Annotated in this window: 21 protein-coding genes, 1 tRNA gene and 5 pseudogenes; 9 read left to right on the top strand and 18 right to left on the bottom strand. The window is 39.4% G+C overall.

The window, feature by feature from the left end; genetic code table 11:
* Nucleotides 1-44: 44 nt before the first annotated feature.
* Nucleotides 45-1,331 carry a D-arabinono-1,4-lactone oxidase gene (locus tag C502_RS0101640; RefSeq protein ID WP_018677120.1) on the bottom strand — a complete coding sequence of 429 codons (1,287 nt, stop codon included), beginning with the start codon at nt 1,329-1,331 and terminating at the stop codon, nt 45-47.
* Nucleotides 1,328-3,076 carry a neutral/alkaline non-lysosomal ceramidase N-terminal domain-containing protein gene (locus C502_RS0101635; RefSeq protein ID WP_018677119.1) on the bottom strand — a complete coding sequence of 583 codons (1,749 nt, stop codon included), beginning with the start codon at nt 3,074-3,076 and terminating at the stop codon, nt 1,328-1,330. The genes C502_RS0101640 and C502_RS0101635 overlap by 4 nt, the downstream gene beginning before the upstream one ends.
* Before the next feature lie 66 nt (nt 3,077-3,142).
* On the opposite strand from C502_RS0101635, the gene C502_RS0101630 reads away from it, so the two are divergent.
* Nucleotides 3,143-4,237 (top strand): AraC family transcriptional regulator, encoded by a 1,095-nt coding sequence (locus tag C502_RS0101630; RefSeq protein WP_023274498.1) that lies wholly within the window; start codon nt 3,143-3,145, stop codon nt 4,235-4,237.
* 307 nt (nt 4,238-4,544) lie between these two features.
* Here C502_RS0101630 and tauD read toward each other — a convergent pair whose 3' ends face one another.
* The 4 genes from tauD to tauA are packed head-to-tail and all read right to left on the bottom strand — an operon-like array spanning nt 4,545 to nt 8,126.
* Nucleotides 4,545-5,390, bottom strand: coding sequence for a taurine dioxygenase (gene tauD / locus C502_RS0101625; protein WP_018677117.1), 846 nt, complete (start codon nt 5,388-5,390; stop codon nt 4,545-4,547).
* A 16-nt stretch (nt 5,391-5,406) separates the two neighbouring features.
* The gene (tauC, locus tag C502_RS0101620) at nt 5,407-6,288 is read right to left on the bottom strand and encodes a taurine ABC transporter permease TauC (protein WP_018677116.1); all 882 of its coding nucleotides are present in this window, start codon (nt 6,286-6,288) and stop codon (nt 5,407-5,409) included.
* Entirely contained in the window at nt 6,285-7,076 is a 792-nt protein-coding gene (locus C502_RS0101615) for a taurine ABC transporter ATP-binding protein (protein WP_018677115.1), read from the bottom strand. Before C502_RS0101615 ends, tauC begins: the two co-directional genes overlap by 4 nt.
* 9 nt (nt 7,077-7,085) lie before the next feature.
* Nucleotides 7,086-8,126 carry a taurine ABC transporter substrate-binding protein gene (gene tauA / locus C502_RS0101610; RefSeq protein WP_171067596.1) on the bottom strand — a complete coding sequence of 347 codons (1,041 nt, stop codon included), beginning with the start codon at nt 8,124-8,126 and terminating at the stop codon, nt 7,086-7,088.
* A gap of 216 nt (nt 8,127-8,342) precedes the next feature.
* On the opposite strand from tauA, the gene C502_RS0101605 reads away from it, so the two are divergent.
* Together C502_RS0101605 and chrA are read left to right on the top strand one after the other, a co-directional pair.
* Nucleotides 8,343-9,266, top strand: a complete 924-nt coding sequence (locus C502_RS0101605) for a chromate resistance protein ChrB domain-containing protein (protein WP_018677113.1) — start codon at nt 8,343-8,345, stop codon at nt 9,264-9,266.
* Nucleotides 9,267-9,268: 2 nt separating this feature from the next.
* A complete protein-coding gene (chrA, locus tag C502_RS0101600) occupies nt 9,269-10,621 on the top strand; it encodes a chromate efflux transporter (RefSeq protein ID WP_018677112.1) in 1,353 nt (450 codons plus the stop codon).
* Nucleotides 10,622-10,668: 47 nt separating this feature from the next.
* On the opposite strand, the gene dmeF is transcribed toward chrA, so the two are convergent.
* The gene (gene dmeF / locus C502_RS0101595) at nt 10,669-11,616 is read right to left on the bottom strand and encodes a CDF family Co(II)/Ni(II) efflux transporter DmeF (protein ID WP_018677111.1); all 948 of its coding nucleotides are present in this window, start codon (nt 11,614-11,616) and stop codon (nt 10,669-10,671) included.
* Nucleotides 11,617-11,672: 56 nt separating this feature from the next.
* Here dmeF and C502_RS0101590 point away from each other — a divergent pair, with 56 nt between their 5' ends.
* Nucleotides 11,673-11,939, top strand: coding sequence for a metal/formaldehyde-sensitive transcriptional repressor (locus C502_RS0101590; RefSeq protein WP_018677110.1), 267 nt, complete (start codon nt 11,673-11,675; stop codon nt 11,937-11,939).
* Here the strand turns inward: C502_RS0101590 and C502_RS0101585 are convergent.
* From C502_RS0101585 to modA, 3 genes are read right to left on the bottom strand one after another with little or no spacing between them, the layout of a single operon-like run.
* On the bottom strand, nt 11,934-12,551 hold the full coding sequence (locus C502_RS0101585; RefSeq protein WP_018677109.1) for an ATP-binding cassette domain-containing protein: 618 nt from the start codon (nt 12,549-12,551) through the stop codon (nt 11,934-11,936). The two genes, C502_RS0101590 and C502_RS0101585, sit on opposite strands and share 6 nt — an antisense overlap.
* A gap of 2 nt (nt 12,552-12,553) precedes the next feature.
* Entirely contained in the window at nt 12,554-13,240 is a 687-nt protein-coding gene (gene modB / locus C502_RS0101580) for a molybdate ABC transporter permease subunit (protein ID WP_023274499.1), read from the bottom strand.
* A gap of 7 nt (nt 13,241-13,247) precedes the next feature.
* A complete protein-coding gene (gene modA, locus C502_RS0101575) occupies nt 13,248-14,018 on the bottom strand; it encodes a molybdate ABC transporter substrate-binding protein (RefSeq protein ID WP_018677107.1) in 771 nt (256 codons plus the stop codon).
* A gap of 701 nt (nt 14,019-14,719) precedes the next feature.
* On the opposite strand from modA, the pseudogene C502_RS18020 reads away from it, so the two are divergent.
* Nucleotides 14,720-15,997: pseudogene (locus tag C502_RS18020) on the top strand (tyrosine-type recombinase/integrase).
* Between the two features lie 91 nt (nt 15,998-16,088).
* On the opposite strand, the gene C502_RS0101565 reads toward C502_RS18020, so the two are convergent.
* Entirely contained in the window at nt 16,089-17,252 is a 1,164-nt protein-coding gene (locus C502_RS0101565; RefSeq protein WP_018677105.1) for an MFS transporter, read from the bottom strand.
* A gap of 182 nt (nt 17,253-17,434) precedes the next feature.
* On the opposite strand from C502_RS0101565, the pseudogene C502_RS19705 reads away from it, so the two are divergent.
* Nucleotides 17,435-17,554: pseudogene (locus tag C502_RS19705) on the top strand (IS1595 family transposase); the annotation flags it as partial.
* 220 nt (nt 17,555-17,774) lie between these two features.
* Here the strand turns inward: C502_RS19705 and C502_RS18015 are convergent.
* A pseudogene (locus tag C502_RS18015) lies at nt 17,775-18,319 on the bottom strand (YqaJ viral recombinase family nuclease); the annotation flags it as partial.
* 282 nt (nt 18,320-18,601) lie between these two features.
* Between C502_RS18015 and C502_RS0101555 the strand changes: the two are divergent.
* Nucleotides 18,602-19,192: a helix-turn-helix domain-containing protein gene (locus C502_RS0101555; protein ID WP_018677104.1), complete on the top strand. Its 591-nt coding sequence runs from the start codon at nt 18,602-18,604 to the stop codon at nt 19,190-19,192.
* 58 nt (nt 19,193-19,250) lie between these two features.
* On the opposite strand, the gene C502_RS0101550 is transcribed toward C502_RS0101555, so the two are convergent.
* Both C502_RS0101550 and C502_RS18720 read right to left on the bottom strand, forming a co-directional pair.
* The gene (locus C502_RS0101550; protein WP_018677103.1) at nt 19,251-19,694 is read right to left on the bottom strand and encodes an acetyltransferase; all 444 of its coding nucleotides are present in this window, start codon (nt 19,692-19,694) and stop codon (nt 19,251-19,253) included.
* A 215-nt stretch (nt 19,695-19,909) separates the two neighbouring features.
* Nucleotides 19,910-20,195: pseudogene (locus C502_RS18720) on the bottom strand (DUF932 domain-containing protein); the annotation flags it as partial.
* A gap of 55 nt (nt 20,196-20,250) precedes the next feature.
* On the opposite strand from C502_RS18720, the pseudogene C502_RS18010 reads away from it, so the two are divergent.
* A pseudogene (locus C502_RS18010) lies at nt 20,251-21,184 on the top strand (IS5 family transposase).
* A gap of 403 nt (nt 21,185-21,587) precedes the next feature.
* Here C502_RS18010 and C502_RS0101535 read toward each other — a convergent pair.
* A tRNA-Ser gene (locus C502_RS0101535) sits at nt 21,588-21,677 on the bottom strand.
* 96 nt (nt 21,678-21,773) lie between these two features.
* On the bottom strand, nt 21,774-22,262 hold the full coding sequence (gene greB, locus C502_RS0101530) for a transcription elongation factor GreB (protein ID WP_018677099.1): 489 nt from the start codon (nt 22,260-22,262) through the stop codon (nt 21,774-21,776).
* A gap of 370 nt (nt 22,263-22,632) precedes the next feature.
* Between greB and C502_RS0101525 the strand changes: the two genes are divergently transcribed.
* On the top strand, nt 22,633-23,742 hold the full coding sequence (locus tag C502_RS0101525; RefSeq protein ID WP_018677098.1) for a transglycosylase SLT domain-containing protein: 1,110 nt from the start codon (nt 22,633-22,635) through the stop codon (nt 23,740-23,742).
* Nucleotides 23,743-23,795: 53 nt separating this feature from the next.
* On the opposite strand, the gene C502_RS0101520 is transcribed toward C502_RS0101525, so the two are convergent.
* Nucleotides 23,796-24,179 (bottom strand): SCP2 sterol-binding domain-containing protein, encoded by a 384-nt coding sequence (locus tag C502_RS0101520; RefSeq protein WP_018677097.1) that lies wholly within the window; start codon nt 24,177-24,179, stop codon nt 23,796-23,798.
* A 200-nt stretch (nt 24,180-24,379) separates the two neighbouring features.
* A complete protein-coding gene (gene ttcA, locus C502_RS0101515; RefSeq protein ID WP_018677096.1) occupies nt 24,380-25,285 on the bottom strand; it encodes a tRNA 2-thiocytidine(32) synthetase TtcA in 906 nt (301 codons plus the stop codon).
* Nucleotides 25,286-25,313: the final 28 nt, after the last annotated feature.

Raw genomic sequence — 25,313 nt, 5'->3', positions numbered from 1 at the left:
TTTCAATAAATTAAATAAACATTTAAGTCAAACCCAAGTTAAAACTACCCTAAAAACAGCTTTTCCAGATAGGGATTTAAAAACTTAGCTTCTGGATCAAGCTGCCGACGTAAAGCCATAAAATCATCCCACTTTGGATATAAAGCTCGAAGCTCTGTCTTGTTCATTTGATGCATTTTACCCCAATGCGGACGTCCTCGATATTTCTGCAAAATAGGCTCAACCACATCAAAAATCAACTTCGGGTCTTGCTTATGATATTGATGCACTGAAATCGAAATGGAATCCTGCTGATAAAACGGACTGAGCCAAATATCATCGCCTTTGACAAAGCGAAATTCGAGCGGAAAAAAGGTGGCAACTTTATACGTTCTTAAAGCATGTAACACTTCATCCAAACACTCAATTCCACGATCAACAGGAATCTGATATTCCATTTCATTGAACTTGGTATTTCGTGGTGTCGGAAATATCTTACTCGACCAATCGACATAGGTGGTCGGTTTAACAAAGATTCCCAAAAGTTTTTGTAAATAAGGATTCAGTGAAGGAAAGTTTTTGGTCAGCTCAGAGCATAAGGTCAATAAAGTATCATCAGATGGAAAATTTTCCTTACGCGGCAAAACCGCTTCATCCGTCTCATTCAAGGTTTTCAACATCAACTGCTTCTCATGGGAAAACACAAAGCACTCAATATGTCGATGCTGATGTTTCGATTGCTGAATATGCTGCATCATGTCTTCGACTGGACAAAGTTCAATGTGTTCTTTGAGTTTATAGCGCGGGCGATTCTGCATGGTGATCTGGGTCAAGATACCCAAGCTACCCAAAGAGACTCGCCCTGCTGCAAAAATTTCAGGATGTTCTGTTCGACTGCATTTCAGAATTTCACCTGATGCAGTCAATAAATCAAAAGCTTCAACATAGGCCGAAATACAATGTAAATCGGCTCCTGTCCCATGTGTGCCTGTAGAAACCGCACCCGCCAGACTTTGCTGATCAATGTCACCCTGATTCATCAAAGCCTGATTGATGGATTGCTGCTGTAAATGCTGATCTAAATCGTATAAACGTGTACCCGCATAAATATTGCTTTGACAGCGTTCTAGATCGAAAGATGCAACACCTGAAATTCGATCTAAAGATACTAAGGTCGCATCGGTACACACCAAGGGCGTAAAGGAATGCCCTGCACCCACGACCCGTATTTTTTGCTGTTCACGAACAATGGACTGTAATTCCTGAATATTTGCAGGTTGTAAAATCTGTTGTGGCTTGGCTTTTTGAAAGCCTGACCAGTTTGACCAGATGCCTTGTTTTAAATCACTCATACTGCCTCTCCTTGGCTAACGGCAGTTTTTAAATTGCCATGATTGGTGCGTTTTGCGAGTTCGTTTTCTGGAATCGGCTGTGGTCGTGTCATTTCATCGTAATGACGTTTAGTTTTTTCTAATAATAATTGTTCTGCTAATCCTTTGAATTTGCTCTGACAAGCTGCCAATGTCCATTGACCAAATAAGGTATGCCCACCCTCATAAGCTTGCTGTTGGTATTCTTCATAGGTCGTGACATAGCCCATATAATCATTGCAGTATGAAGCTAACCACACTCGTTCAATGGATACTTGTGCAGTAAGCGTCTGTTTCACTGTATCGACCACACGCTGCCCTGCGATGGTGGTAAATTCTCCTGGACAACAGACCAGTGCTAACTGACCTAGTCGCACAATTTGTAAGGGAACTACGCTCGGGACTAAAGGACTGTGCTGAATCGCCCCAGCTTTCACTTGTCGGTTCATTTCTGCAATCAACGGATCAAGAATACTCGGCGGAAAACCAATCGGTTGACCTAAAATCTTTTTAGCACCCGCTTCCAGTAGAATCTGTTTCGGCCCTTGTGATGCATACAACTGCTGATACGCTGCAAAATCTGCTGCTTTCGGATGTTTGATTTTTTGTTTGTGAAATTGATCGGCTAAAAACTGCATCCCTTTAATTAAAAATTTTGGCGCACCTAAACCATCGACAGGTGTTCCTGCAAAAAAAGCCGTACCATGACAAGGCTGACTGGTTTTTGCACCCAATTGTCCATATGCAAATTCAGCAGGAATTTCAATATTACTCAGGTCTACATAGGACATAACGGCATCAATCTTGCCTTCGACTTTTTGCAGTTTTTCAGGAATAGTTTGTTGCACAGCAGTCAGAGCCAGTTCACTTTGATAGCGCCCATTTTGTTGCGCGTATTGATATTCCTGCTCGCCTTTAATTTGATTACGAATCTTAAGCTGATCTTTGCCATGAAAATGCGGTGATACATCGCCTGCGGTTGCTTGCGCAAAAATCGTGACTGGATTTTGAACCCCTTGCTCAATTAAAGCCTGCTCAGAAAATGCGGCTGCATAACCTTTATTATCGCCATCATAGGCGTTTAAGGAATTTCCTAAACAGGTTGCATGTACGCCAAATAAGGAAATCAAGGACTGTAGTTTTTGTTCACGGTAGAAACCAATCAGCTGCATTTCTCGGTTCAGAGCTAAATGTGTTTCAGCTTCCGTCCGTGACAGAACTTCTGGATTACGATTATAAGCTTTGATTGAACGATTCCATGCGACAGCGGTATGCTCTGGAAAATGTTGTGTCTCCAAGAAAATCTCAGTGTCTTGTTCGGACGCAATCGCATTTTGAATACTGAGTACAATTGCCTCAACAATGGCAGTTAAATGTTCAGGCACAAAGCCAGGTGTTGGCATATTATATAAAGCTTCATAGCCACAACCACCAGGGCCAGAATGAGTATGGGTTGCCATTAACACCAGTTGATTTTCATCAAATTGTGAATCAAGGATTTGTGTGAGTCGCTCGACTGTTTGGCTGCGTATGGCATGGGTAATACAACCTAAATCAAGACAACACATCAGCAGTCGATTGCCGTGTTGATCGACAATGCTCACACTACGGGCATATAAAGCCGTACGCTGCTCATAGGCACGATGAGACCATTGCCCATAACCAAACATGGCATAACCTTTCGGTGTTATTTTAATTTGCTGCTTATCCCAACCCACTTGATACATCACGACTTCCTTTCAATTCTTTTTCTAGTTGCTTGTCATAAAGCATGTTGAAAGTTAATCAAAATTATGCGATACCCAAAAGGGTTAAAGGAACTTCTTTTTGGGGGGCAAAACGGACTTATGCCTAAACGAATGATCAATCACACACACTTACAACAGTTTACGCCGCCCACTATTTTGACCAGCCTGATTCACTATGCTGAACAACAGCATTGGGACTATGCCATATGGTTTCAGGATTCAGGCTTAGACATCACGCAAATCCAGCAGACCCAAAGTGTTGTTCGTTTTAGTCAACTCTGTGATGTTGTTCGTCAAGCCATGACAGTTTATCAACAACCTAACCTAGGCTTAAAGCTTGGCAGTAGCGAAGGTCTGATCTCCATGGGGATTTTGGGCTTTGCCATGCAATCCTGTAAAACGGTTGCAGATGCTTTAGACATTGCGCTGCGCTACCATCGGATTTCTGGCAGTGTCTTGAATATCGACTTTTCTATCCATGCTGATCTTTGTGAATTGGAAGTCACTGAACCCTATCCCTGCAATGAACTCAAAGCCTTTTTCTATGATGAATTATTTAGCAGCATCATCACCTGTTTAAACGCAATGCTGGGCGATCATGATGATGTGGTGAATCTTGAGCTCAGCTATTTACCAAACGAATATCAACAGCAATATCACGAACTCTTTGGCTGCCCAATCCAATTTAACAGTGATAAAAATATCATGCGTTTTAGCAGCAGCCTACTGCAGCGCAGCTTAAAAAATTACAGCCCAGCCAACTATGCAACTGCGCTACACATCTGTGAACAGGCCCTAAAAGAAATCGACCAGCTCAATCAGGTCGGCTATGTGCATTTACTTGATCATTTGATTGAACAGCATTTACCAGAACGTTTTGAGATGCAACAAGCTGCTGAACAATTACGCATCAGCGAACGCCATTTAAGACGACAATTGTTATTAGAGGGCCTGAGCTTTCAACAAATCCGACAAAATGTGTTGGAGCGTAAAGCCAAACAGTTATTGGAAAAGAACCTATCCATGAGTGAGATTAGCCTGCAGCTGGGCTTTAGTGAATTACGTGAATTCCGACGTGCCTTTAAACGCTGGACGGGACAAGCGCCTTCGATCTATAAACAAGAGACTCACCTTACTTAAATGATTAATTCGTAATGTCTACCCATAAAAAATGAACATATCTCAGGAATTACTGGTGCTACAGGTCATCCACAACCTGCGTGAGATTAATCGGATGCTATTTCTGCGATTACTTTAAAGAGATGCCGAAAGAAGACAGGTTTTGTGGATGACAATGGTTTTGGTTACTTTTGCCGAAACAAAAGTAACTCCAGCTGAAGGCTTATCCCCCAATAGGATGAGATCGCCATAAGATTCCACAAAGATGATCGAACCGTAAAATAAAAAAGCTCAGGATTTTACCCAAGCTTTTTATCAAAACTAAATTTTAACTTGCTGCTTGATAAAACGGCACATCACCATTAATCGTGGCACGATGCATAATCCGATGCGCATCCCCATAATCAAATAACGCCTTATGCTGTGTACAACGATTATCCCAAATCGCTACATCACCGGCTTGCCACTGCCAACGCAAATGGAACTGCTCATTGGTGGCATGCGCAAATAAATATTGCAACAATTCAGCACTTTCAGTCTCATCCAGCTCATTAATACGCGTGGTAAAACCTTCACTCACAAACAAAATCGGCTGACCCGTTACTGGATGCGTTCTCACCACAGGATGAACAACGGGTGGATTACGCTTAAAAGTTTCTTCCAGTTTTTGACGTTCAACATCATTATGTGCAAAACGCTCAATCGGGAAAGACTGACGGATGTCATGTGTTGCGGTTAAGCCTTTTAACTTTTGCTGCAAGTCTTGATCCAATGCAGCAAATGCCGCCGCGCCACTCGACCAAAGTGTATCACCGCCGACAGGTGGAATCTTAATCGCTTGCAATACACAACCCAATGGCGGTTTCTGACTGAAAGTCACATCGGTGTGCCATAATTCATTATCACGTAAGTCTTGTTTCCAACTGTCCAATACAATGATTTCAGGTACATTTTCAACCGTTGGGAAAATTGGATGGATATGCAAAGAACCAAAACCGCGAGCAAGCTCAGCTTGTACCTGAGGTGCAAGCTGCTGATTGCGGAAGAAAATCACGTGATGATCCAGCAAAGCCTGTTGAATTTGTTGCGTAGTATTTTCATCAGCCGTGTTTAAATCAACATCATGAATAATTGCACCGATTGTTGGTTTTATAACTTCAATATTTAAGGTCATCTTCTACTACTCACACTTATAACTGTTGACCATACCAAGGAGAGAGTTGCTTCTGTAACCAACGCAAAAACAATTCAAAACCGACTGCGACGGTCGCAATGACAATAATGCCCAGAACTACTGTATCGGTAATTAAGAACTGCGCCGCCGACTGGACCATAAAACCAATACCGCGATCTGCTGCGACTAATTCCGAAGCCACTAGAGTCGACCACCCCACACCTAAACCAATACGAATACCCGTTAAAATATGCGGTAAGGCTGTCGGCAGAATCACATGCCAAAACACTTGGGATTGGCTTGCCCCTAAAGATAAAGCGGCACGTTCACGATTGAGCTGATGGCTGAGTACACCATGGGTGCTACTGATAATCACAGGTGCAAGAATCGAAAAGAAAATTAAAAGCACTTTGGTGGTTTCACCAATCCCAAACCAGATCACCAATAGTGGCAAATAGGCCAAGGGTGGAATTGGACGCAATAGCTCAACCAATGGATCAAGCACCGCACGCACCCATTTGTTTAAGCCCATCCATAAACCTAAAGGCACACCAATGGCAATCGCGGCAACTAAAGCCAACAAAACACGAGAAATACTTGCTGCCAAATGTTGCCATAAGGTGGCTTTCATAAAACCTTGCTGGCTGACTTCAAGGAACTTCTGCCATACCGCTTGTGGGCTTGGCAAAAATAAACTCGGAACAATTTTTAATGCCGTGATCAAATACCAAATTACCAATACGCTCAAAACACTGGAAAGACTGAGCGCTAAACTACGATGGCGAACAGCAAAAGCTAAAATCAAGCTGAATATAGAATTTGATTGTTGATTGTTCTCATCTTTAAGTGGTTCAGTTTTAGTCACATCATAGATTGTATTTTCCGCTTGCCCCGTCATACAGCCACCTCATGCCCTGCCTGTTTCTGCACACGTAAACGTTCAAACAATTGCTCGCGTAATTGAATAAATTTTGGATCGGATTTAATCGCACGGATGGATTCGTCTTGCTTATAACGGTCAGCGAAATCCAATTTTAAAGTTTCGACAATCTTACCTGGACGAGCCGTCATCAACACCAGTTGATTACTCAGCAAAAGTGCTTCTTCAATGTCATGTGTGATCAGGAAGAAGGATTTATTTTGTTCAATCCATAAATCCAGCACCAACTGCTGCATGGTTTCACGGGTAAACGCATCAAGCGCAGCAAAAGGCTCATCCAATAAAATGAATGCCGCATGACTGATCAAGGCACGTGCGATTCCAACCCGTTGTTTCATACCACCTGACAGTTCCCAAATATTGGCTTGAGCCACATGACTCAAGCCAACAATTTTAAGAATTGCATCGACTTGCTGTTGAATTTCTTGCGCTTTTAAAGCTTTGAGCTGCAAAGCAAAACCGATATTTTCAGAGACATTTAACCAAGGTAACAGCGCATGATCCTGAAATACCACTGCACGGCGTGCATCGGGTGCAGTGACAACTTCATGATCCAGTGTAATCTGCCCCGAACTTGGTTTTTGAAAACCCGCCAAAATATTCAGTAATGTTGTTTTACCACAACCAGACTCACCCAAAATCACAGTCAAAGTGCCTTCTTCAATCTTCAAATTGATATCTTGAAGAACAGGCACAGTCTGCTTTGGAAAAGTTAAATGAAGATGCTCGGCAGCTAATACGCTCATTTATATCTCCTATGGCTGTAAGAATTGGGTGGTGACATTCGCTTGATAATCAGGTTTGACTTGATCCACCTTGCCTTGGCTTTTGAGGAATGTTGCGGTATCGAAAATATTTTTGGCGAACTCACCCGCTAAAGTCGCGTGTTGTTGCTGACCATTCAAATAAATATTGCCTGACAACAATAAAGGAATATCTTTCACATCAGAGCCTGTCAGCTGAGCAATTTTCTGGATACTGTCTGCATTTTGTTCAAATGCTTTTGGATCTTGGTTATAAGCTTCAATTTGTTTCAAACTGGTTTGGACAAAGGCTTTTAAAAACTCTGGATTTTTTTCAGCGAAATCTTTACGAACCACCCATAAATCATAGGTTGGCGCGCCCCACTCGCCGACTTGTTTCGAGTCTGTTAAGACATGACCACTGGCTTTGACTTTACTTAATGCAGGTTCCCAAACATAAGTCGCATCAATATCACCACGTTCCCAAGCGGCAGTGATTTCTGGTGGACGTAAGTTAATAATCTTGACTTGGTTATCCGCAATATTCCAATGCTTGAGCGCTGACAATAAGCTGTAATGCGTGGTTGAAACGAATGGTATGGCGATGGTTTTACCAATCAAATCTTGCGGGTTTTTGATGCCTGATTTGTTACTTACCACCAATGCTTCTGAACCGCCTAATTTAGCCGTCACCAGAAATACCTCAATCGGTAAATCACGACTTGCGGCAGCAGCCAGAGGGCTAGAACCGATATTGCCGATCACCACATCACCCGAAGCCAATGCATTGACCACATCTGAACCCGCATCAAATTTACGCCATTGAATTGCTTGATGACTATCACGTTCATAATCACCATTCGCCTGTGCAACCTTGGTGGGATCAACGCCTGTTTGATAGGCAATCACCACTGCTTTGTTGTTTTTAGACTGAACAGGTGCAGCATCTTTTTGATTTTGATAGACAATAAAAGCAACAATCGCCACAAGGACGATCGCTGTAACAATTAACGGCTTAGTGTTCTTAATGCCCATAATTAGATGATCTTTCAACAATATAGACTTATGGTATGCGGCATGTTTTATGATTAAAAATAAGAAAAAATGCGTTATTTATGTTTTTTTAAGATATAGAAATCAAAATAATTGGACTTCTGTCATCTATTTTTCAAATCACTTCGATATAAAACACATGAATATATGCAATTTTTAGATTTATAAAATTAATTTTATATGTAATATATATAACAAATTTGTTGAGTATATTACATGAATATATCATTACTCATTTCATCACTCCCCACTCAAAGCACCACTGCCCGTATGCGAGTATGGCGGTCAATTAAAGCAAGTGGCGCAGCAACACTCAGAGACGGTGTTTACCTCTTACCTGCCGAGCATTCAGAAAAATTTACACCGATTGCGAATGACCTCATTTCAGAGCATGGTACAGCCTATATTTTTCAAACGACTTCGACCGAACAGCTCAATTTGGCTGAAATGTTTAGTCGCAAAGATGAATATGATTTGCTTTATCAGCAATTGATTGGGTTAAGAGAAAATCTAAATGAAATCAATAAAAAAGAATCCCTAAAACAGATTCGTAAATTACGCAAAAACCTTGAATCACTTATTGAAATTGACTTTTTCCCAACAGAAGCCAAAACACAGACTAGCAATGAAATAAATAGCCTTGAACAAATTATTCTACGTCTAGGCGAAATCAATGAACCTCAGATGAACCAAGGCAATATCCAAACACTGCTGCAAGAAAATTTTCAAAACAGAGTATGGGCAACCCGAAAACGACCTTGGATTGACCGCTTAGCCTCGGCTTGGCTCATTCAAAACTTTATTGACCCTCATGCAACATTCCTCTGGTTAGAAACTCCAACAGACTGCCCATCATCTGCTTTAGGCTTTGACTTTGATGGTGCTACGTTTAGCCATATTGAGCATTTAGTTACCTTTGAAGTGCTGTTGCATAGCTTCTCACTACATCAAAAACCTGCATTAAAGAAAATTGCAGAGATTGTGCATTTCCTTGATGTAGGGGGTATTGAACCGCCTGAGGCCGTTGGAATTGAGAAAGTGATTCAGGGATTAAGAAGTAAAATCCAAGATGATCAGCAATTATTAGAATTATCCAATTACGTTTTTGATGGCTTATATGCCAATTTTTTTCGAGAATAGTCATGCAACAACAACAAATCACCCCACCAGACCACCCCATAGTAAGCATCTCTTTTTGGCAAGCCTTTTTATTTTGGCTGAAATTAGGCTTTATTAGTTTTGGAGGGCCAGCAGGTCAAATTGCAGTGATGCACCAAGAACTGGTCGAACAGAAACGTTGGATTTCTGAAAAAAGATTCTTACATGCACTCAACTATTGCATGCTTTTACCTGGACCTGAAGCACAACAACTCGCCATTTATATTGGTTGGTTGATGCATCGAACCGCAGGTGGCTTAGTTGCAGGCATTCTGTTTGTTCTGCCTTCTTTATTTATTCTGATTGCCCTATCATGGATTTATATTGAGTTTGGTGATGTGCCGATTATTGCTGGATTATTTTATGGCATCAAACCTGCGGTCACGGCGATTGTGTTTCATGCAACCTATCGTATTGGGAGTCGCTCACTCAAAAATAATTTCTTATATTTGATTGCCGCTGCTGCTTTTATCGCGATCTTTTTCTTCAATGTTCCCTTTCCATTGATTGTATTGAGTGCCGCAATACTGGGCTATTTACTGAGCAAAAAGCAACCGCATTTATTTGCAGCTCAAAACGCCCATCAAAGCAAGCAAAAACATTATGGCGCAGCCCTCATTGACGATGATACGCCACCTCCCGCCCATGCTATTTTCCGTTGGACTCAACTGACTAAAATCCTCGTTATTGCAGCATTATTATGGTGTATCCCAATCATCAGTTTAACCCTAAGCTTAGGATGGGAACATGCTTATACCCAAATGGCATGGTTCTTTACCAAAGCTGCACTACTGACATTTGGTGGAGCTTATGCCGTATTACCTTATGTTTATCAAGGTGCGGTGAATCATTATGCATGGCTCAGTCCAACCCAAATGATTGATGGACTGGCATTGGGTGAAAGTACCCCAGGCCCACTGATTATGGTGGTTGCATTCGTTGGATTTGTAGGGGGCTTTAATCATGCCTTATTAGGTGCAGATCATTTGTTCTTGGCAGGTACACTCGGCGCTGTCATTGTCACATGGTTTACTTTTTTATTTTCCTTCGTGTTCATTCTCGCAGGCGCTCCGATTATTGAATCCACCCATAATGAACTTAAATTTACTGCTCCACTCACCGCAATTACCGCTGCTGTCGTGGGTGTCATTCTCAATCTGGCACTTTTCTTTAGTTATCATGTGTTGTGGCCACAGGGTTTCGATCACGCTTTTAATTATGAAGCGGCAATCATCACAATTGCTGCAATGATTGCGCTGTTTAAATTCCAAATTAATGTACTTTATGTGATTTTTGCTTCTGCACTTTGTGGTTTAGTTCTATACCTATTTGTATAAAAATCCTCACTAGAGTTGATTCACGAATCAACTCTAGTCATTCCAATCTATTCAATATGATGAATTTCCACCGATGCATGCACAATTTCCTCATGAATTGCCAATGCAGCTTTGACTTGATCAGGATTAAGATCAGACATCGTTGTTTCTAATCCAAGAATACAAGAAAATTTGCCTTTTCCGACTTTCCACACATGTAAATCTGTAATCTCAACTTGTGGAAATTCAGCAATCACTTCTTTAATTTCTTGCACCACAGGATGCCCCATTTCAGCATCGATTAATGTTTTTCCTGTTTCTTGCATAAGTCCCCAAGACCATTTAGCAACCAATAATGCGCCAATAATTCCAAGCAAGGCATCTAAAAAATTCCAGCTAAAATATTTCGCAGCAAATAAGGCAATAATCGCGAGCACGGAAGTCACTGCATCCGCAACCACATGTAGAAATGCGGCTTTTTGATTTAAATCATGATGATGGTGATCATGTGGGTGATGATGATCGTCGTGATGGTGCTCATGCGAATGATGATGGTGTTCATGCCCACCCTCATGTAACAACCATGCACAAATCAGGTTGACGATCAGCCCAATGACTGCAATTGGAATAGCTTCATTGAAATGAATCGTGACAGGATGAAATAATCGTTCGATGGACTGAATCCCCATCAATAAAGCAACCACCATCAGCAAAATCGCACTGCTATACCCTGCGAGTATTTCTATTTTCCATGTCCCAAAACTAAAGCGTGGGTCATCGGCATAGTGACGTGCCATTCGATAAGCAAAATAAGCTAGACCTAAAGCCAGCATATGCGAACTCATATGCCAACCATCAGCGAGCAATGCCATTGAGTTAAACAACCATCCCCCTAAGATTTCAAACACCATCATGATCGCGGTCAAGATTGTGGCGATGAGAATTCTTTTTTGTGCTAAAGGATTTCCTTGATCAAACTGATGAGAATGACGGCGTTCTAGGTTAGTATGCTGCATTTGTTTTAGCTTTCAAATATACTCCCCCCTAGTATATATTTTTTTGGAAAAAAAGTATGTCTCATCTACACTATGACAAGAAAATTTTAAATCGTGTGAAACGGATTCAAGGACAAATGACGGCAGTAGAAAAGTCCTTATTAAATCCTGAAAGTTCATGTATAGACGTATTACAGCAAGTTGCTGCGGTCAAAGGCGCAGTCAATGGTTTAATGAATCAACTGATGGAATTACACTTGAAAGAGCATGTATTAAAAGATGTTGATCATGTCAATGATGAGGAAGTACAGAAATTTCTGGCTTTATTACAGCGCTATTTATAAATACCAGATCTCATGGGTGAGCTGCTCAATCTCAGATTTATCATGGCTGACATATAACATTGGAATACCCAATTCCTGTTTGACCCTTTGAAAAAAAGGAATGATCTCTGCTTTATGTGCTGCATCTAATGCAGAAAGTGGCTCATCTAATAACAACAATTGTGGCGAATACAGCAGTGCTCGTCCCAATGCGACACGCTGTTTTTCCCCTCCAGATAGCTTGATGGGCATTCGCTCAATCAGATGTTCTAACTTGAGTAACTCAATAATATAATCTACTTCAAACTGACGTTGCTGCGGTTGAATATGCTTAAATCCAAACAATAGATTCTGCCTAACGTTTTTATGCGGAAATAACTGCGCATCCTGAAAGACAAGACCAATACGACGTTGTTGTGTACTCAGATTAATTTTCTGTGCCTGATCAAACCATGTTTGATTTTTGATTTTGATCCAACCTGCTTGCGGCGTAACTAAGCCAGCAATGCTATGTAAAATCGTGGTTTTGCCTGAACCAGAAGCCCCAAATAAACCAATCACGGACTGATCAGACTGAAAGCGTTGATCAAGATCAAATTGCCCTTGTTTGAGTTGGATATGACAATCAATCATCGTTAATGCCCACGCTTATTTTTTTGATAACGATTGAACCATTGCGCAAACCACAATGCAAAAAACGCCACAGACAAAGACAAAATAATCAATCGCCATACTGCGGCTTCAGTATCAGGCTGCTGCATTAGACTATACATCGCTAAAGGCAATGTTCGTGTTTCACTGGCAATATTACCTACAAAGGTAATGGTTGCACCAAACTCACCCAAACTTCGGCAAAAACATAAAATGCTCCCCACCAAAATACCACTACTGGCAAGAGGTAATGTCACCTGCATAAATGCCCCGAAGGAGGATGCACCTAACGTTTTTGCAGCCATTTCTAAACGTTGGTCGACCAGTTCAATAGCGAGTCGAATTGATTGTACCAATAAAGGAAAGCCCATCACCGCAGAAGCCAACACAGCCCCTTTCCAATTAAAAGCAAACTCTAAACCCAAGGGTGCAAGGTATTGCCCCAAAAGTCCTCGATTGCCAAACAGCTGCAACAGCAAATAGCCTGGTACAACTGGAGGTAAAACCAAAGGTAAAAACACCACAGTTTCAAACAGTGATTTTCCCCAAAACTCTTTTCGAGCCAAAACCCAAGCAATCAAAATAGCAGGAATCAAACTAAAGATAAGACAGGTTGCTGCCACTTTACATGACAGCTTGAGTACATCGAGTTCTTCAGGAGTCAGCATCATGATTCAGTTATTTGAGTACGCTAAAACCATATTTTTTAAATACTGTCTTTGCCTGACTACTTTGTAAAAATTTATAGAATTTCATCGACTCAGCATTCTTCTTGACGAGACCCATCGGATAAATAATCGGTGGATGCGTATTCTCAGGGAATATACCTGCGACCACAACATCTTTACTGATTGCAGCATCAGTCGCATACACAATACCCACCTGACATTCACCACGCGCTACAAAATTCAAAGCAGCTCGCACATCTTCTGTTTCCACCAAACGTGGCTCAAGTTTATCCCACCATCCTAATGATGTAAGTGCTTGCTTTGCATACTTACCCACGGGCACACTTTTGGTATCGCCAGTACAGAGTTTACCTTGAATCACTTTATTCGGATCAACGTTTTTATCCATTTTTAATTTAATTGGACGATCTTTTGGAGTAATAACCACTAAACGATTACCCAATAAATTCACGCGATCAGTTGCTGAAACAAGCTGCTTATTTTGTAAATAATCCATCCATTGCACATCTGCCGAAATAAAAACATCAGCTGGTGCACCTGCTTCAATCTGCTTAGCTAGCGTTGAAGAACCCGCATACGAAGTCTTTACTTCAACTTTATTTTTTTGTTCGTAGATTGCATCTAACTCATTCACCGCATTGGTTAAACTTGCTGCGGCATAGACCGTTACAGACTCATTTGCGAACACATTACTGCTAGCAAATACGCTACAACCAAAAACAGTACATAAAATGCGGATTGCTTTCATATTTATCGACATACCACTTTTCCTTCATAAATCGATATATTTTTAAAAACATATCGAAAGATAAAAATATGCTAAAAATAACAGAGATTAAAGTTTTGCTATTTTTAATGATGTTATGAGTCAAACAAAATTTCACTACATGACAAAATTCAATTTAACCCAATGTGAGTTCTTCCCAGTTTGGTGCAGAAATTAAAAACAGCTCAATTTAGTGCAATCCAGATCATGAAATCTTTTCTACTTTTGCAAAGATCGCATTTTAAAGATTCTAATTTTATTGAGATCAGAATGATAAAATACGCTTCACACTTAACGATATATTCTCAAAAACATAGCGATAAGTAAAAGATTTTACTCCAAAAATACAAAAAATCTCGTCAAATGTGTATCAAGAACGAATGAGACGAAAAAATGCTTTGTATCTATTGCTAGAGTCTGGGCATAGATATTTTTCAACAAGCATCAAGCAATAGCTATGCCAAAATTCGATATAGGTAAGTTGAAGAGTAAAACCATAGGTAAAAAATAAGCCCTTGTAAAAACAAGCGCTTATTTAGATATTTGGCGGAAGCGGTTTCCGTCTAACAATAGTCCTAAGCAATCCTAGATAATATTATAAACATATATTTTTCAATTATTTAATATTTTTATTATCCTAAGCCATCTTGCTCAATCCTACCATTTCCAGTATTTTATGTGGGGTAAGTCAATACATGCCAAAGAAAGCTAAAGAGCTATCTGCACTCAGTGTAACAAGAATCAAAGAGACTGGTCGACATTCTGTAGGGGGTGTTGATGGTCTTTGCTTGAATGTTGAAGGCAATTCCCGTGTCTGGATTTTGCGTGCGGTAGTAGGTAAACGTCTGGATAAAGATGGAAAGTTAAAACCTCATCGCCGTGATATTGGTATTGGTCCCTACCCTGAAGTTTCTTTAGCTGAAGCTCGCGCCAAAGCCGCTGAATTAAAATTACAAATACGAAATGGGATTGATCCTATTGCACACAAACAAGAACAGCTTGAAAAGCTTCATATCCAGCAACTGCGGAATAAAACATTCACGGACTGTGCAAAAGTCGTTATTGCCAATAAAACCCGTGAACTCAAAAATCAAAAACATATTGGGCAATGGTCATCAACTCTGGAAACTTATATCTATCCAACGCTGGGTAATCTCACCATTGCTACCATTACCAAGGTTGATATTGCAGAGGCTCTTAAACCAATCTGGATTGAAAAAAATGAAACAGCCAGACGTATTCGTGGTCGCATAGAAACCATTTTTGATTATGCCAAAGCTATGGGATATTTTGAGGGTGATAACCCTGCTGAATGGAAAGGTAATCTTGAACCAATCTTAGGTAACTTAAAACAGGAATCACGTCCTCATCCATCTTTTCCTTATGAACAAGTTGCTGAGTTTATGCAACACTTGAGACAGAAAAAAGGAATTTCACCGAAAGCTCTGGAATTTGCAATTTTAACCGCCTGTCGATCTGGTGAGATTTTTGGAGCTAAATGGCAAGAAATTGATTTTAAGAATAAGGTATGGATAATTCCTAAGGAACGTATGAAAGCCGAAAAGGAACATCGTGTTCCACTATCTCAAGAAGCAATTACTTTGCTTGAATCCATTCAAAATCATACTCAAGCGCAAGATTTCATATTTCCAGCTCCACGTACAGGTGAAATGCTTTCTGATATGTCATTAACCACATTAATCAAACGGATGCACGAACAAAAACTTAAACAAAATGGGTGAGACTATATTGACCTAAAACAAAATTGCGTGATCACCACATAAGGTTTTCGGTCTACATTTCATGATTGGTCTGCTAATAGGATTGATTACCCACGTGAAGTCTGTGAGCATGTTCTCGCCCACAAACTACCTGATGAAGTTGAAGCCGCTTATTTACGTGGGGCTTATCTGGAAAAAAGGAAAAGTTTGATGGAAGATTGGGCTAAATTCTGTAGTACACACTTTAACTAGATAGCATAAGACGAATGCTTCTGCCGTCTAAAACTGCTGCATTCTTTAAAAAGGGAATTACACAAAATAATTTACCGACCATTGATACCGATTAAACCAGTCTTTTTCTCACACAAAGAATACTGAGTAAAGCAAATGCCAAGCCTATAAAGGACACAGCATAACCAAAAGGTGTTGCTAACAAGCCAACAACGACAGCACCTGCTATTGAACCTCCATAATTAAAAATATTGACTCGAGCAATAATTTCATCTCGACGATTTTCATCTAAATGACCTACTGCAGAATATGTAAGTGGAACCAATGCTCCTACAGCAACACCAGCCAGCGCAAAACCAACAATCACTATAAATAATGAGTGACTTACCCCAGATATCACACATCCGAATGCTCCAATCAGGATAGCGACCAAAGCGATCCATGCAGCTGTTTTAAATTTCAGTAAATAATCAAGGCCTAATCGTGTGAGTAAAATTCCAATTTGATAGGCCGCATAGCCTAAAGGAGCAACAGTTGCAGAGCTTGCTAAAACATCTTTGAGATAAATTGTGCTCCATGTACTAATTGCAGAATCGACAGTAAATGCAATCAGAATAATCACACCAAAAATCACAAGTTGTTTGTGTGGAAGCGCTGGTTTATCTTGAAGATGTAATTCTGCACATTGCTTTTGCTGAAATAACCAGTTTCTAGACAGTTGTGAGGTGATTAATATAATTACCACCGCAATACATAAAGCTATTGTGGCTCCAAATGTACTTGAAATAGTTGCAGACATAATCAATGCACCTAAAAAGGCAGCCGCAGTGTAACAAGCGAAGAAACCTCCAAATACACTTTTACCAAGCCTTTGTTCCATCATGACAGCTTGCATATTAAGTGCTGCATCTATGCAACCTAATCCAAGTCCATACAGTAAAAAACCACAAATCATAACCATTACATTTGGGCTAAATGTAGCTATTGCTATACCAATGGCTTCAAAAGAGAAACCAGTCACAATTGCAAATCGAGATCCGAGTTTGGCAGCTATACGATCAGCTAAAATTGAACCTAATGCTGCTGTAACGCATACACTTAGAATAATTATCGATAACTGATCATCGGAAAGTCTAAATCGACTTTTTATAGTCGGAAGTGCTGTCATCACGGTAGCATAGCCAAGACCTTGGGTGGAAAAACCAAGTGCAATCACTTTTCGTATTCTGCTAAGCTTTAAATTGTTTACATTTTGAATCTCTTGATTTAGGTCCATTCCTGACTCACTTATTTAATTTTAATGATTCTTCGACCACTTCCTGTGTCGATTATTTCCTGATTCTGATTCAAAGCAATTCTTAAAATAAGGGGGAAAATTAAAAAATAAGGGGGGTAATTCGGACAATAATTTTGAGGCTTGGAAGTTAAGCATATTAAAAAGTATGGCAACTTCCTTATATGAAAGCAAAAAATAGATACTATTCCCGTTCAAAAATCGCAGAAGCAAAATTCGGGTAAATCATTCGCTTTTTTGTCATGGATTTTACTGCATCTGATACTGCTAAACTTTGCAGAGTTTGAGCATCTATTCCACGATTGATTAAAGCTTGATTCTAACAAGACCAATTTGTTATACGATAAATTTTAGGTATAGGCTTATTCATCAGAAACTTATATTGCTGAATAAGCTTTTAGAGATAAGTTTGTGCAAAAAAGCCACATTTGATAAAAAATAGTTATCATTAATATTAAAACTTATTATTTTTATTACTTGAATTATTTACTTATTATTCTCGTTTTGTTTGCCTGTCACCGCTAACTGATGTTGCACTTGGCAAAGAACATACAGCGGTACGCCATCTCGCCATAACTTAGAACCATATTCCCCTACAGTTTTACACTCTAATATTTGAACTTCGCTATTTCCCACCACGGCATAGTCAAGGTTTGCCAACATAAAGTGTTTGTCTTCATCGGGGTGTGTAACACCGCATTGACCCGACGCACCTTATTATTGATGTGCATGCTGTAGTATTCCGCCACCAACGGTTCAAGTTGCTTGCCCCAATATAAAGGTGCATAGCCTGCACTTTCATCTTCAATGTTTTGTTGCATCCGACCTGTCTTAATCATCCAAAGTTCCAACATCGACATATAAGGATTCAGTCCACAGGCGGTTGCAGCATCACTGCTGCCAATACCTTGTTTTCTGACTTCCAACTATTGTTGGTAATTCAACTGTTTAGTATTGGCTAGGCGTTTTGCTGCCAATACTTTAATTTTACTTGGGGTACGCTTACTTCGTGTTCCAACTTCAGCTTTATGTTCTGTCTCGATCTTGATGGGATAAGGTTGTAAAGATGGATTCTTAAGGGTGTTCTAAATTTGAGTGTGACTATTCATAGAGAATATTCCTGTATCGATAAAAACGTAAAAGCTGAATTTTGGGCATAAAAAAAGCCACATCCGAAGATATGGCTTAGTTGTGTTACATAAGTTTTAGCGATGTAAAATATTCCTGAGATAAATTGATCATATTGAATAGAAAATACAATGCTGATTTTATACAACAATATTTAATTTCTATCGCATAATACCCATGTGTAAAAATGAAAGGTTTCTATAATGGTTGAACATGCTGAGACGCAAGTACTTGATGCTGAAATCGCTCGACTATTACTAAAACAGAGAAAGAGCAAAGGCTGGACTGTAGCTGAATTAGCAGAATATTCAGGCGTGAGCCAAGCCATGATCAGCAAAGTCGAACGAGGTGCTTCTAGTCCAAGTGCTGCAATACTTGGTCGCTTAGTAAATGCACTCGGTATCACATTGTCTAAGCTTTTTGCTGAAGCTGAACTAAGTCAAAATACCAACGTTCTTCTTTCTAAGAAACAACAGCAACAGCATTGGACAGACAACCAACTCGGTATTACAAGATGGTCAATCTCTCCTGCTGGAGCAAATCCAGAATTAGTTAAAATTGAGATTCCTGCATTAAGTGAGTTCTTTATGCCAGCAAGTGCATATGAACATCTCAATGGACAAACCATCTGGCTTTTAAGTGGACAACTTGATATTCAAATTGACACTCAGTTATTTCATCTAGAAACTGGGGATAGTATTGCGCTTACGACTCCTGCCGACTGCAAACTGCATAACCCTGATCATCAGTTACCGTGTGTTTATATCGTTGCGTTTAGTCAAAAGAAGTTTTAGAACTAAAATTCCAATTACTCTTATCCCGCAACTTTCCCACTAAAAAGCATAAAATAAATTAAGTTGAAGAGGCCATGCTTAAGTGCAACAGCGGATAAGCTCTACCTTGACTATCTACTGGTGAGTGACCAGTAACTTGAAAGCCCATATGTTGATAAAAACCAACTGCTTGCTGATTTTGTTCATTCACATCAATCGTTAAGTTTGGATAAATACTTAATGCATGTAATAGAAGTGCTTTTCCAACACCTAATCCTCTAGCGGCAGCATCAATAAATAATGCTTCCATATGTCCATCATGTAAGAACATAAAACCTAAAGCTTGGTCATCAGCATTAACCGCAACCCACACGGGTGTTTCTGAAAAAAAGCCAACCACTTCTTTTTCAATTTCTATACGGTCATTTGCGCTAAGAAAATCATGTGTAGCATCAACAGAACTTTTCCAGATGGCAACCACTTGGTCACCCTCATCTGGTCGTGACATTCGAATTTTTAACATATTGTATCTCGCATCATCAAATTAAAATTTTGGTGAAGAATTCCTCTAGAATGAATAATTACCAACCATTAAATTTACTATAGTGAACAAATAATTACAATAGTGGATTTATTTTACTCATCCACTTCTCTGACTCCATCACATTTCATTTAGATTTTTAAAATGTAGAAAGAATTTCATCACTGCAATTCATTCTTTCTGCTTAGCCCATCAATCTAAGCAATCATTCTTAATGCCTGTTCCAAACCACGCTGTTTAATGGCAGCCCCTGCTCCAAACCATGCTGAATCGAGTCGGTGATCGGTACTCATGGCTCTTCGTTCATGGTCACAAAACTCTGTGATGCTGCACAGCAATCCATACGCTGTGTCCGTTAAACATGGTCATGACTTTCGACATCGCTCGTCCATTCAGTTCGGTTTTATTATCAGCTTTGGTTGTTGTATTGATGCCTTGATTTGGCATGGCTGCATTACGATAAAATTGAATAATACTTTCATCCAGCTTTGTTGCACAAAACTATTCTTAAAGTCTTTTTCAGCAATATAATTTTCAAATGAAGAAGCCTGCATCCAAAATCTATCGCACAACGAATTGGTCCTCTTATAACCAAGCTCTAATCAAGCGAGGAAATATTTCAATTTGGTTCGATCCTCAGACTCAATGGCATGCTCAGCCACAAGCTAAGCATGGAAGAAATCAAACCTATTCTGATACAGCAATTCAGTGCTGTTTGATGATCAAATCTATCTTTCGACTTTCTTTGCGTATGGTCACAGGCTTTGTGCAAAGCCTTATTCAACTCAGTGGGTTAAGTTGGACAGCACCGGATTATTCCACACTTTGCAGACGACAAAAGCAGATTGATATTGCGATCAGCTATCAAAAAATTCATGAAGGACTACATCTATTGGTAGACTCAACTGGCCTTAAGTTTTTAGGCGAAGGTGAATGAAAAGGAAGAAATATCAGCCTGAATATCGTCGGCAATGGCGTAAACTGCATATTGATATCGATGCTAAAACCTTGCAAATACGAGCTGTACAGCTCACAACAAATAATGTCAGGATTCACAAGTCTTGAGTGATCTGCTGAATCAAACCCAATTTGATGAACACATTGATTCTGTCTATACCGATGGAGCATACATATGACACGAAATTGTGCAGACAAGTGATTTCAGATCGTCATGCACATGCGGTAATTCCTCCAAGAAAAAATGCAAGGCCATGGAAAGATAAGAAATTGGGATCTTTAGAGAGAAATGAATTATTGAAAACAATCAAACGTCTAGGAAGAATGCTTTGGAAAAAGTAGCTGGTTATCATCGATGTAGTTTGGTCGAAACCAAGATATATTGCATCAAATTATTGGGCGATCAACTCAGTGCAAGGAGTTTTGATAGTCAGGTCAATGAAATCCATGCACGTATAGCCGTGTTAAATAAATTTATAGAATTAGGCAGACCTCATACCCAAGTTGTCACTTAAATTTGAGCAACTTAGGAAAGCTCTATCTTTAAAATCTTTATGCAACAAAGCCAAATTGCATCAATAGATATTTGGAAAGCCAAAGGTAACCACAGCACAACCAGCATCAATTGCTGTGAGTAGTTAAAGTACATTAAGTACCTACTCTAATGAATAGGTGCAAATTAACCTTAAATGTGCTGTAGTGATCACTGTAGAAGCTTAAACGGCATTCAAACAACGTTTGATTGCTTACCTTAGAATAACGTCTGTAATCGCAAACTATACAGCTTAACTATCCTATCTCATCTTAAAGAGAATTAAATGACTTAATCCAATCCAAATTTTTATGAGGGGTAAGTTGAGTGGTAAACACATAGATAAAAAATAAGCCCTTGTAAAAACAAGGGCTTATTTAGATATTTGGCGGAAGCGGTGAGATTCGAACTCACGGAGGACTCACACCCTCGTCGGTTTTCAAGACCGGTGCATTAAACCGCTCTGCCACGCTTCCAATGGCGGCTATCATATAAATAAAAATTCGAATTGGCAAACTATTTATTTAAAATAATGAATCAAACGATCAAAATAAAATCAATCCACCAAAATTTCAGGTATTTTCAGATTTTTCATAGCTAATTAAATTGATATACCACAATTTTTTACCTGATGGTGTCTGCACTTCTACTTCATCATCCACCTGTTTTCGTAATAAGGCTTGTGCCATCGGTGACTCAATTGAGATATGTTGTGGATGATGATCATAGATTTCATCAACACCAACAATACGTAAACTTTTCCGCTCACCCTCATCATTTTCAATCTCAACCCATGCCCCAAAATAAACTTTACCTTCCTGTTCAGGCATGTAATCAATGATCTTTAATTCTTCTAAACGTTTTCCTAAATATCTAACACGACGATCTATCTTTCTAAGTATCTGTTTATTATATTGATAATCTGCATTTTCAGATCTATCACCTAAACTTGCAGCCCAATTTACCTTCTTAGTAATTTCTGGGCGTTCGTCATGCCATAGTCGTTTCAACTCAGCAACCAATAAATCATGTCCATTTCGAGTAATTAAGTTCGATTTCATAAGCAAAACACGTTAACACAACATTCTATTTACAAGTTTTTGCATTGTATGCCTTATTTCACCATCACTAAAGTGTATAAATTTTATTCTTTTTCTAATCAGGTATTTGTGATTTATTTCTCATTTTTTATTGATCAAAATTTGACAATTCAGTCTCTGATGCTTAATATGCGCCCCTAAGTTGGTTTTTTGTTTAATTTTTATACACTTTGTAAATATTGTGAAATATTTTCATCACGTTCCCATCAACTGAATGTCATTTTGAATGGCGTCATGACTTGCCCACCCTTATTGAATTTATCAACTTTTAAAAGTTAGAGCATTGTTTTGCTGAACTTTTTGGGCATAAATTACCTGTAGCGGAGACAACATGCACAGTAATTCAAGTTCTGGGTCGAGGCCTAGCCTTAACTCTTTATCTTCCAAACTTTCATTTCAAGCTGTCGCACTCGGAATTGCAATCATTCCATTCAATAGCTTGAATGCAGAAAAATCACATCAATACAATACTGTTGTTACAACGAATGTTTTAACAGTGGTTGCAGTTGAAAATCCAACAACTGTATTTAAAGACGGTCAATTTTTACATGGTTTTGGTTATGACTTAGCTCGCAACTATGCCCAAAGCTTAAATGTCAGACTTGATTTTAAAACAGTTCCTGACAATGCCACGGCATTGAAATGGGTCGCTCAAGGCAAAGCCAACATAGCGATGACCACTGCAAATCTTGCAACGATTGAAAGCAAACATCTTGTTTCCTTTTCGGCGAGCTGTGGTGATCAATCCAGCTTAAGTAAAAATGGATTAAATCCACAACTTAATTGGGTACTTCAGCAAGCAGATGATCCATTAACACTTACTGCAAGTGGTTTTGTCTGTCAAAGTAAGCAATTGGGTACAACGCAACAACTCGCTTCATTTTATAATCGGAATGTGGTGAAACCTGAAGCATGGTCTACGATTCAAAAAGATCTGAATCAGCGTTTACCAATTTATAAAGCGAGTTTTAAACGAAGTGCATCTAAATATAATCTAGACTGGCATTTACTCGCAGCAATTGGCTATCAAGAGTCTTATCTTAAACCCACGTCAGTATCTCCCACTGGTGTCCGCGGTCTAATGATGTTGACCAATAGTACAGCACAAGCAATGGGTGTCAGTAACCGATCAGATCCAACACAAAGCATTCAAGGTGGTGCCAAGTATTTTGATCTGATGCTAGACCAATTTAGCAGTGTGCCTTACCCAGACCGTAATTGGTATGCTTTAGTGGCGTACAATATGGGACCAGGCGCAGTGAACCAGATTCAGAAACGAATCAAAGCTCAAGGTAAGAACCCAAATCAGTGGGTAAATTTATACGATTATTTACAGCGTAACCAAGCTCAAAATGGTCGTTATAAACAAGCTGTTCAATATGTAACACGTATTCGAACTTACTTAGAGCATTTAAAGACTAGCAGCCGTATTGATATCTAAATTTAAGGTATAAAAAAAGCTTACCAATCGGTAAGCTTTTTTTTAGAAAAGAATTAAGCAGTTTGCTCAAGTACTTTCTTGAATAAATCTTTTTGTTCTTGGCTTGGTTTAGCCGTTTGTAAAGCCATAAGTTGAGACATATCGCCTTGTACTTTGATTTTACCTGTCATAAATGCTTGCATTGCAGCAGCCATATCAAACTCTAAGAATACTTTACGTAAAGTTTCAGCATCCATATTTAAAGTTGTTTTTGCATTCGCAGATAAACCTTTTAAGATTTTACCTGCATCTAAAGCCAATTCGGTATTACCAGCTGCATCTGTTACAACTAAGTTAATCGCTAAATTCGCAAGTGCTGGTGGTAAGTTTAAATCACCCGCTTCAGCAGTAAGTTTTTCAACAGTTGCAAACCAATCATCAGTTAAAAATGCAGCCATGATTATTCCTCAAATGTATTTGTTCAATTTCTTGTGCCATCTATCCAGATGACATTACATGAAGCAATTTGCTTGTGCCCTGTTATAGCACGTAATTTTTATTTTAGGCTATGACTTTTTGTACGGAGAATTCAATTTTTTAGGCTTTTTTATAAAAAAAAAGACACTTATTTAAGTGCCTTTTTTAAAAATCTTATATTTTACTCAGCAGCAAAACTTAAATTGACCACATCAAGACGATTTTTCATCTCTTCTGGATCTTTTAAGTCAAATTCACGTTGACTATCCAATGCTTCAAAATCAAATAATTCACGGTCAGCCAATTGCGAAGGCGATACGTTCTGTAATGCACCAAAAATGCTATGTAAGCGTTTAGGGTGTTGTCTATCCCATTCACGTAGCATGTCATTAATAATGGCACGCTGTAAATTCTCTTGCGAACCACATAAGTTACACGGAATAATTGGAAATTGACGTAATTCAGCATATTTGATGATGTCTTTTTCTTCGACATATGCCAAAGGACGAATCAAAATATTCTTCTTATCTGAGGAAAGAAGTTTCGGTGGCATTGCTTTTAAGCTACCGCCATGAAATAAATTTAAGAAGAAGGTTGCCATGATGTCATCACGATGGTGACCTAGAGCGACTTTAGTTGCCCCTATTTCTTGTGCAAAGCCATAGAGTGAACCACGGCGTAAACGTGAACACACTGCACAATAGGTCTTGCCTTCTGGAGTCAAACGCTTAGTAATGGTGTAAGTGTCTTTTTCAAGAATGTAATATGGAATATTGTTTTCTTCCATATAGCGCGGCAGAACATCTTCTGGGAAACCAGGCTGTTTTTGATCGAGGTTCACAGCAACGACATCAAAGTTGATCGGCGCGATACGCTTGAACTGTAATAAAATATCGAGCAAGGTATAACTATCTTTACCGCCAGATACGCATACCATGACCTTATCGCCATCTTCGATCATGTTGTAATCACGAATTGCATGCCCAACTTGACGACGTAGCTTTTTCAACAGGCGATAATATGCCGAACTCGTCGGAAGCTCAGGCTTAAAATTAAATCCTTGGTTGGACTCCACTGGCGCGTACATAGACGTGATTTACTCATAAACAAAAATA

The organism is Acinetobacter tjernbergiae DSM 14971 = CIP 107465 (genome assembly GCF_000374425.1).
Classification (GTDB): domain Bacteria; phylum Pseudomonadota; class Gammaproteobacteria; order Pseudomonadales; family Moraxellaceae; genus Acinetobacter; species Acinetobacter tjernbergiae.
This window is presented reverse-complemented; position numbering and strand designations above follow the sequence as displayed.

What these genes read in the sequence shown, in the direction of transcription:
- C502_RS0101585 (WP_018677109.1), bottom strand. Translation starts at nt 12,551, where the DNA reads ATGATTGATTGTCATATCCAACTCAAACAAGGGCAATTTGATCTTGAT.
- modA (WP_018677107.1), bottom strand. Translation starts at nt 14,018, where the DNA reads ATGTCGATAAATATGAAAGCAATCCGCATTTTATGTACTGTTTTTGGT.
- C502_RS0101525 (WP_018677098.1), top strand. Translation starts at nt 22,633, where the DNA reads ATGCACAGTAATTCAAGTTCTGGGTCGAGGCCTAGCCTTAACTCTTTA.
- modB (WP_023274499.1), bottom strand. Translation starts at nt 13,240, where the DNA reads ATGATGCTGACTCCTGAAGAACTCGATGTACTCAAGCTGTCATGTAAA.
- tauD (WP_018677117.1), bottom strand. Translation starts at nt 5,390, where the DNA reads ATGACCTTAAATATTGAAGTTATAAAACCAACAATCGGTGCAATTATT.
- C502_RS0101615 (WP_018677115.1), bottom strand. Translation starts at nt 7,076, where the DNA reads ATGAGCGTATTAGCTGCCGAGCATCTTCATTTAACTTTTCCAAAGCAG.
- C502_RS0101630 (WP_023274498.1), top strand. Translation starts at nt 3,143, where the DNA reads ATGCGATACCCAAAAGGGTTAAAGGAACTTCTTTTTGGGGGGCAAAAC.
- C502_RS0101555 (WP_018677104.1), top strand. Translation starts at nt 18,602, where the DNA reads ATGGTTGAACATGCTGAGACGCAAGTACTTGATGCTGAAATCGCTCGA.
- dmeF (WP_018677111.1), bottom strand. Translation starts at nt 11,616, where the DNA reads ATGCAGCATACTAACCTAGAACGCCGTCATTCTCATCAGTTTGATCAA.
- C502_RS0101635 (WP_018677119.1), bottom strand. Translation starts at nt 3,076, where the DNA reads ATGTATCAAGTGGGTTGGGATAAGCAGCAAATTAAAATAACACCGAAA.
- C502_RS0101590 (WP_018677110.1), top strand. Translation starts at nt 11,673, where the DNA reads ATGTCTCATCTACACTATGACAAGAAAATTTTAAATCGTGTGAAACGG.
- C502_RS0101550 (WP_018677103.1), bottom strand. Translation starts at nt 19,694, where the DNA reads ATGTTAAAAATTCGAATGTCACGACCAGATGAGGGTGACCAAGTGGTT.
- ttcA (WP_018677096.1), bottom strand. Translation starts at nt 25,285, where the DNA reads ATGTACGCGCCAGTGGAGTCCAACCAAGGATTTAATTTTAAGCCTGAG.
- tauC (WP_018677116.1), bottom strand. Translation starts at nt 6,288, where the DNA reads ATGACGGGGCAAGCGGAAAATACAATCTATGATGTGACTAAAACTGAA.
- C502_RS0101565 (WP_018677105.1), bottom strand. Translation starts at nt 17,252, where the DNA reads ATGGACCTAAATCAAGAGATTCAAAATGTAAACAATTTAAAGCTTAGC.
- C502_RS0101640 (WP_018677120.1), bottom strand. Translation starts at nt 1,331, where the DNA reads ATGAGTGATTTAAAACAAGGCATCTGGTCAAACTGGTCAGGCTTTCAA.
- greB (WP_018677099.1), bottom strand. Translation starts at nt 22,262, where the DNA reads ATGAAATCGAACTTAATTACTCGAAATGGACATGATTTATTGGTTGCT.
- C502_RS0101520 (WP_018677097.1), bottom strand. Translation starts at nt 24,179, where the DNA reads ATGGCTGCATTTTTAACTGATGATTGGTTTGCAACTGTTGAAAAACTT.
- C502_RS0101605 (WP_018677113.1), top strand. Translation starts at nt 8,343, where the DNA reads ATGAATATATCATTACTCATTTCATCACTCCCCACTCAAAGCACCACT.
- chrA (WP_018677112.1), top strand. Translation starts at nt 9,269, where the DNA reads ATGCAACAACAACAAATCACCCCACCAGACCACCCCATAGTAAGCATC.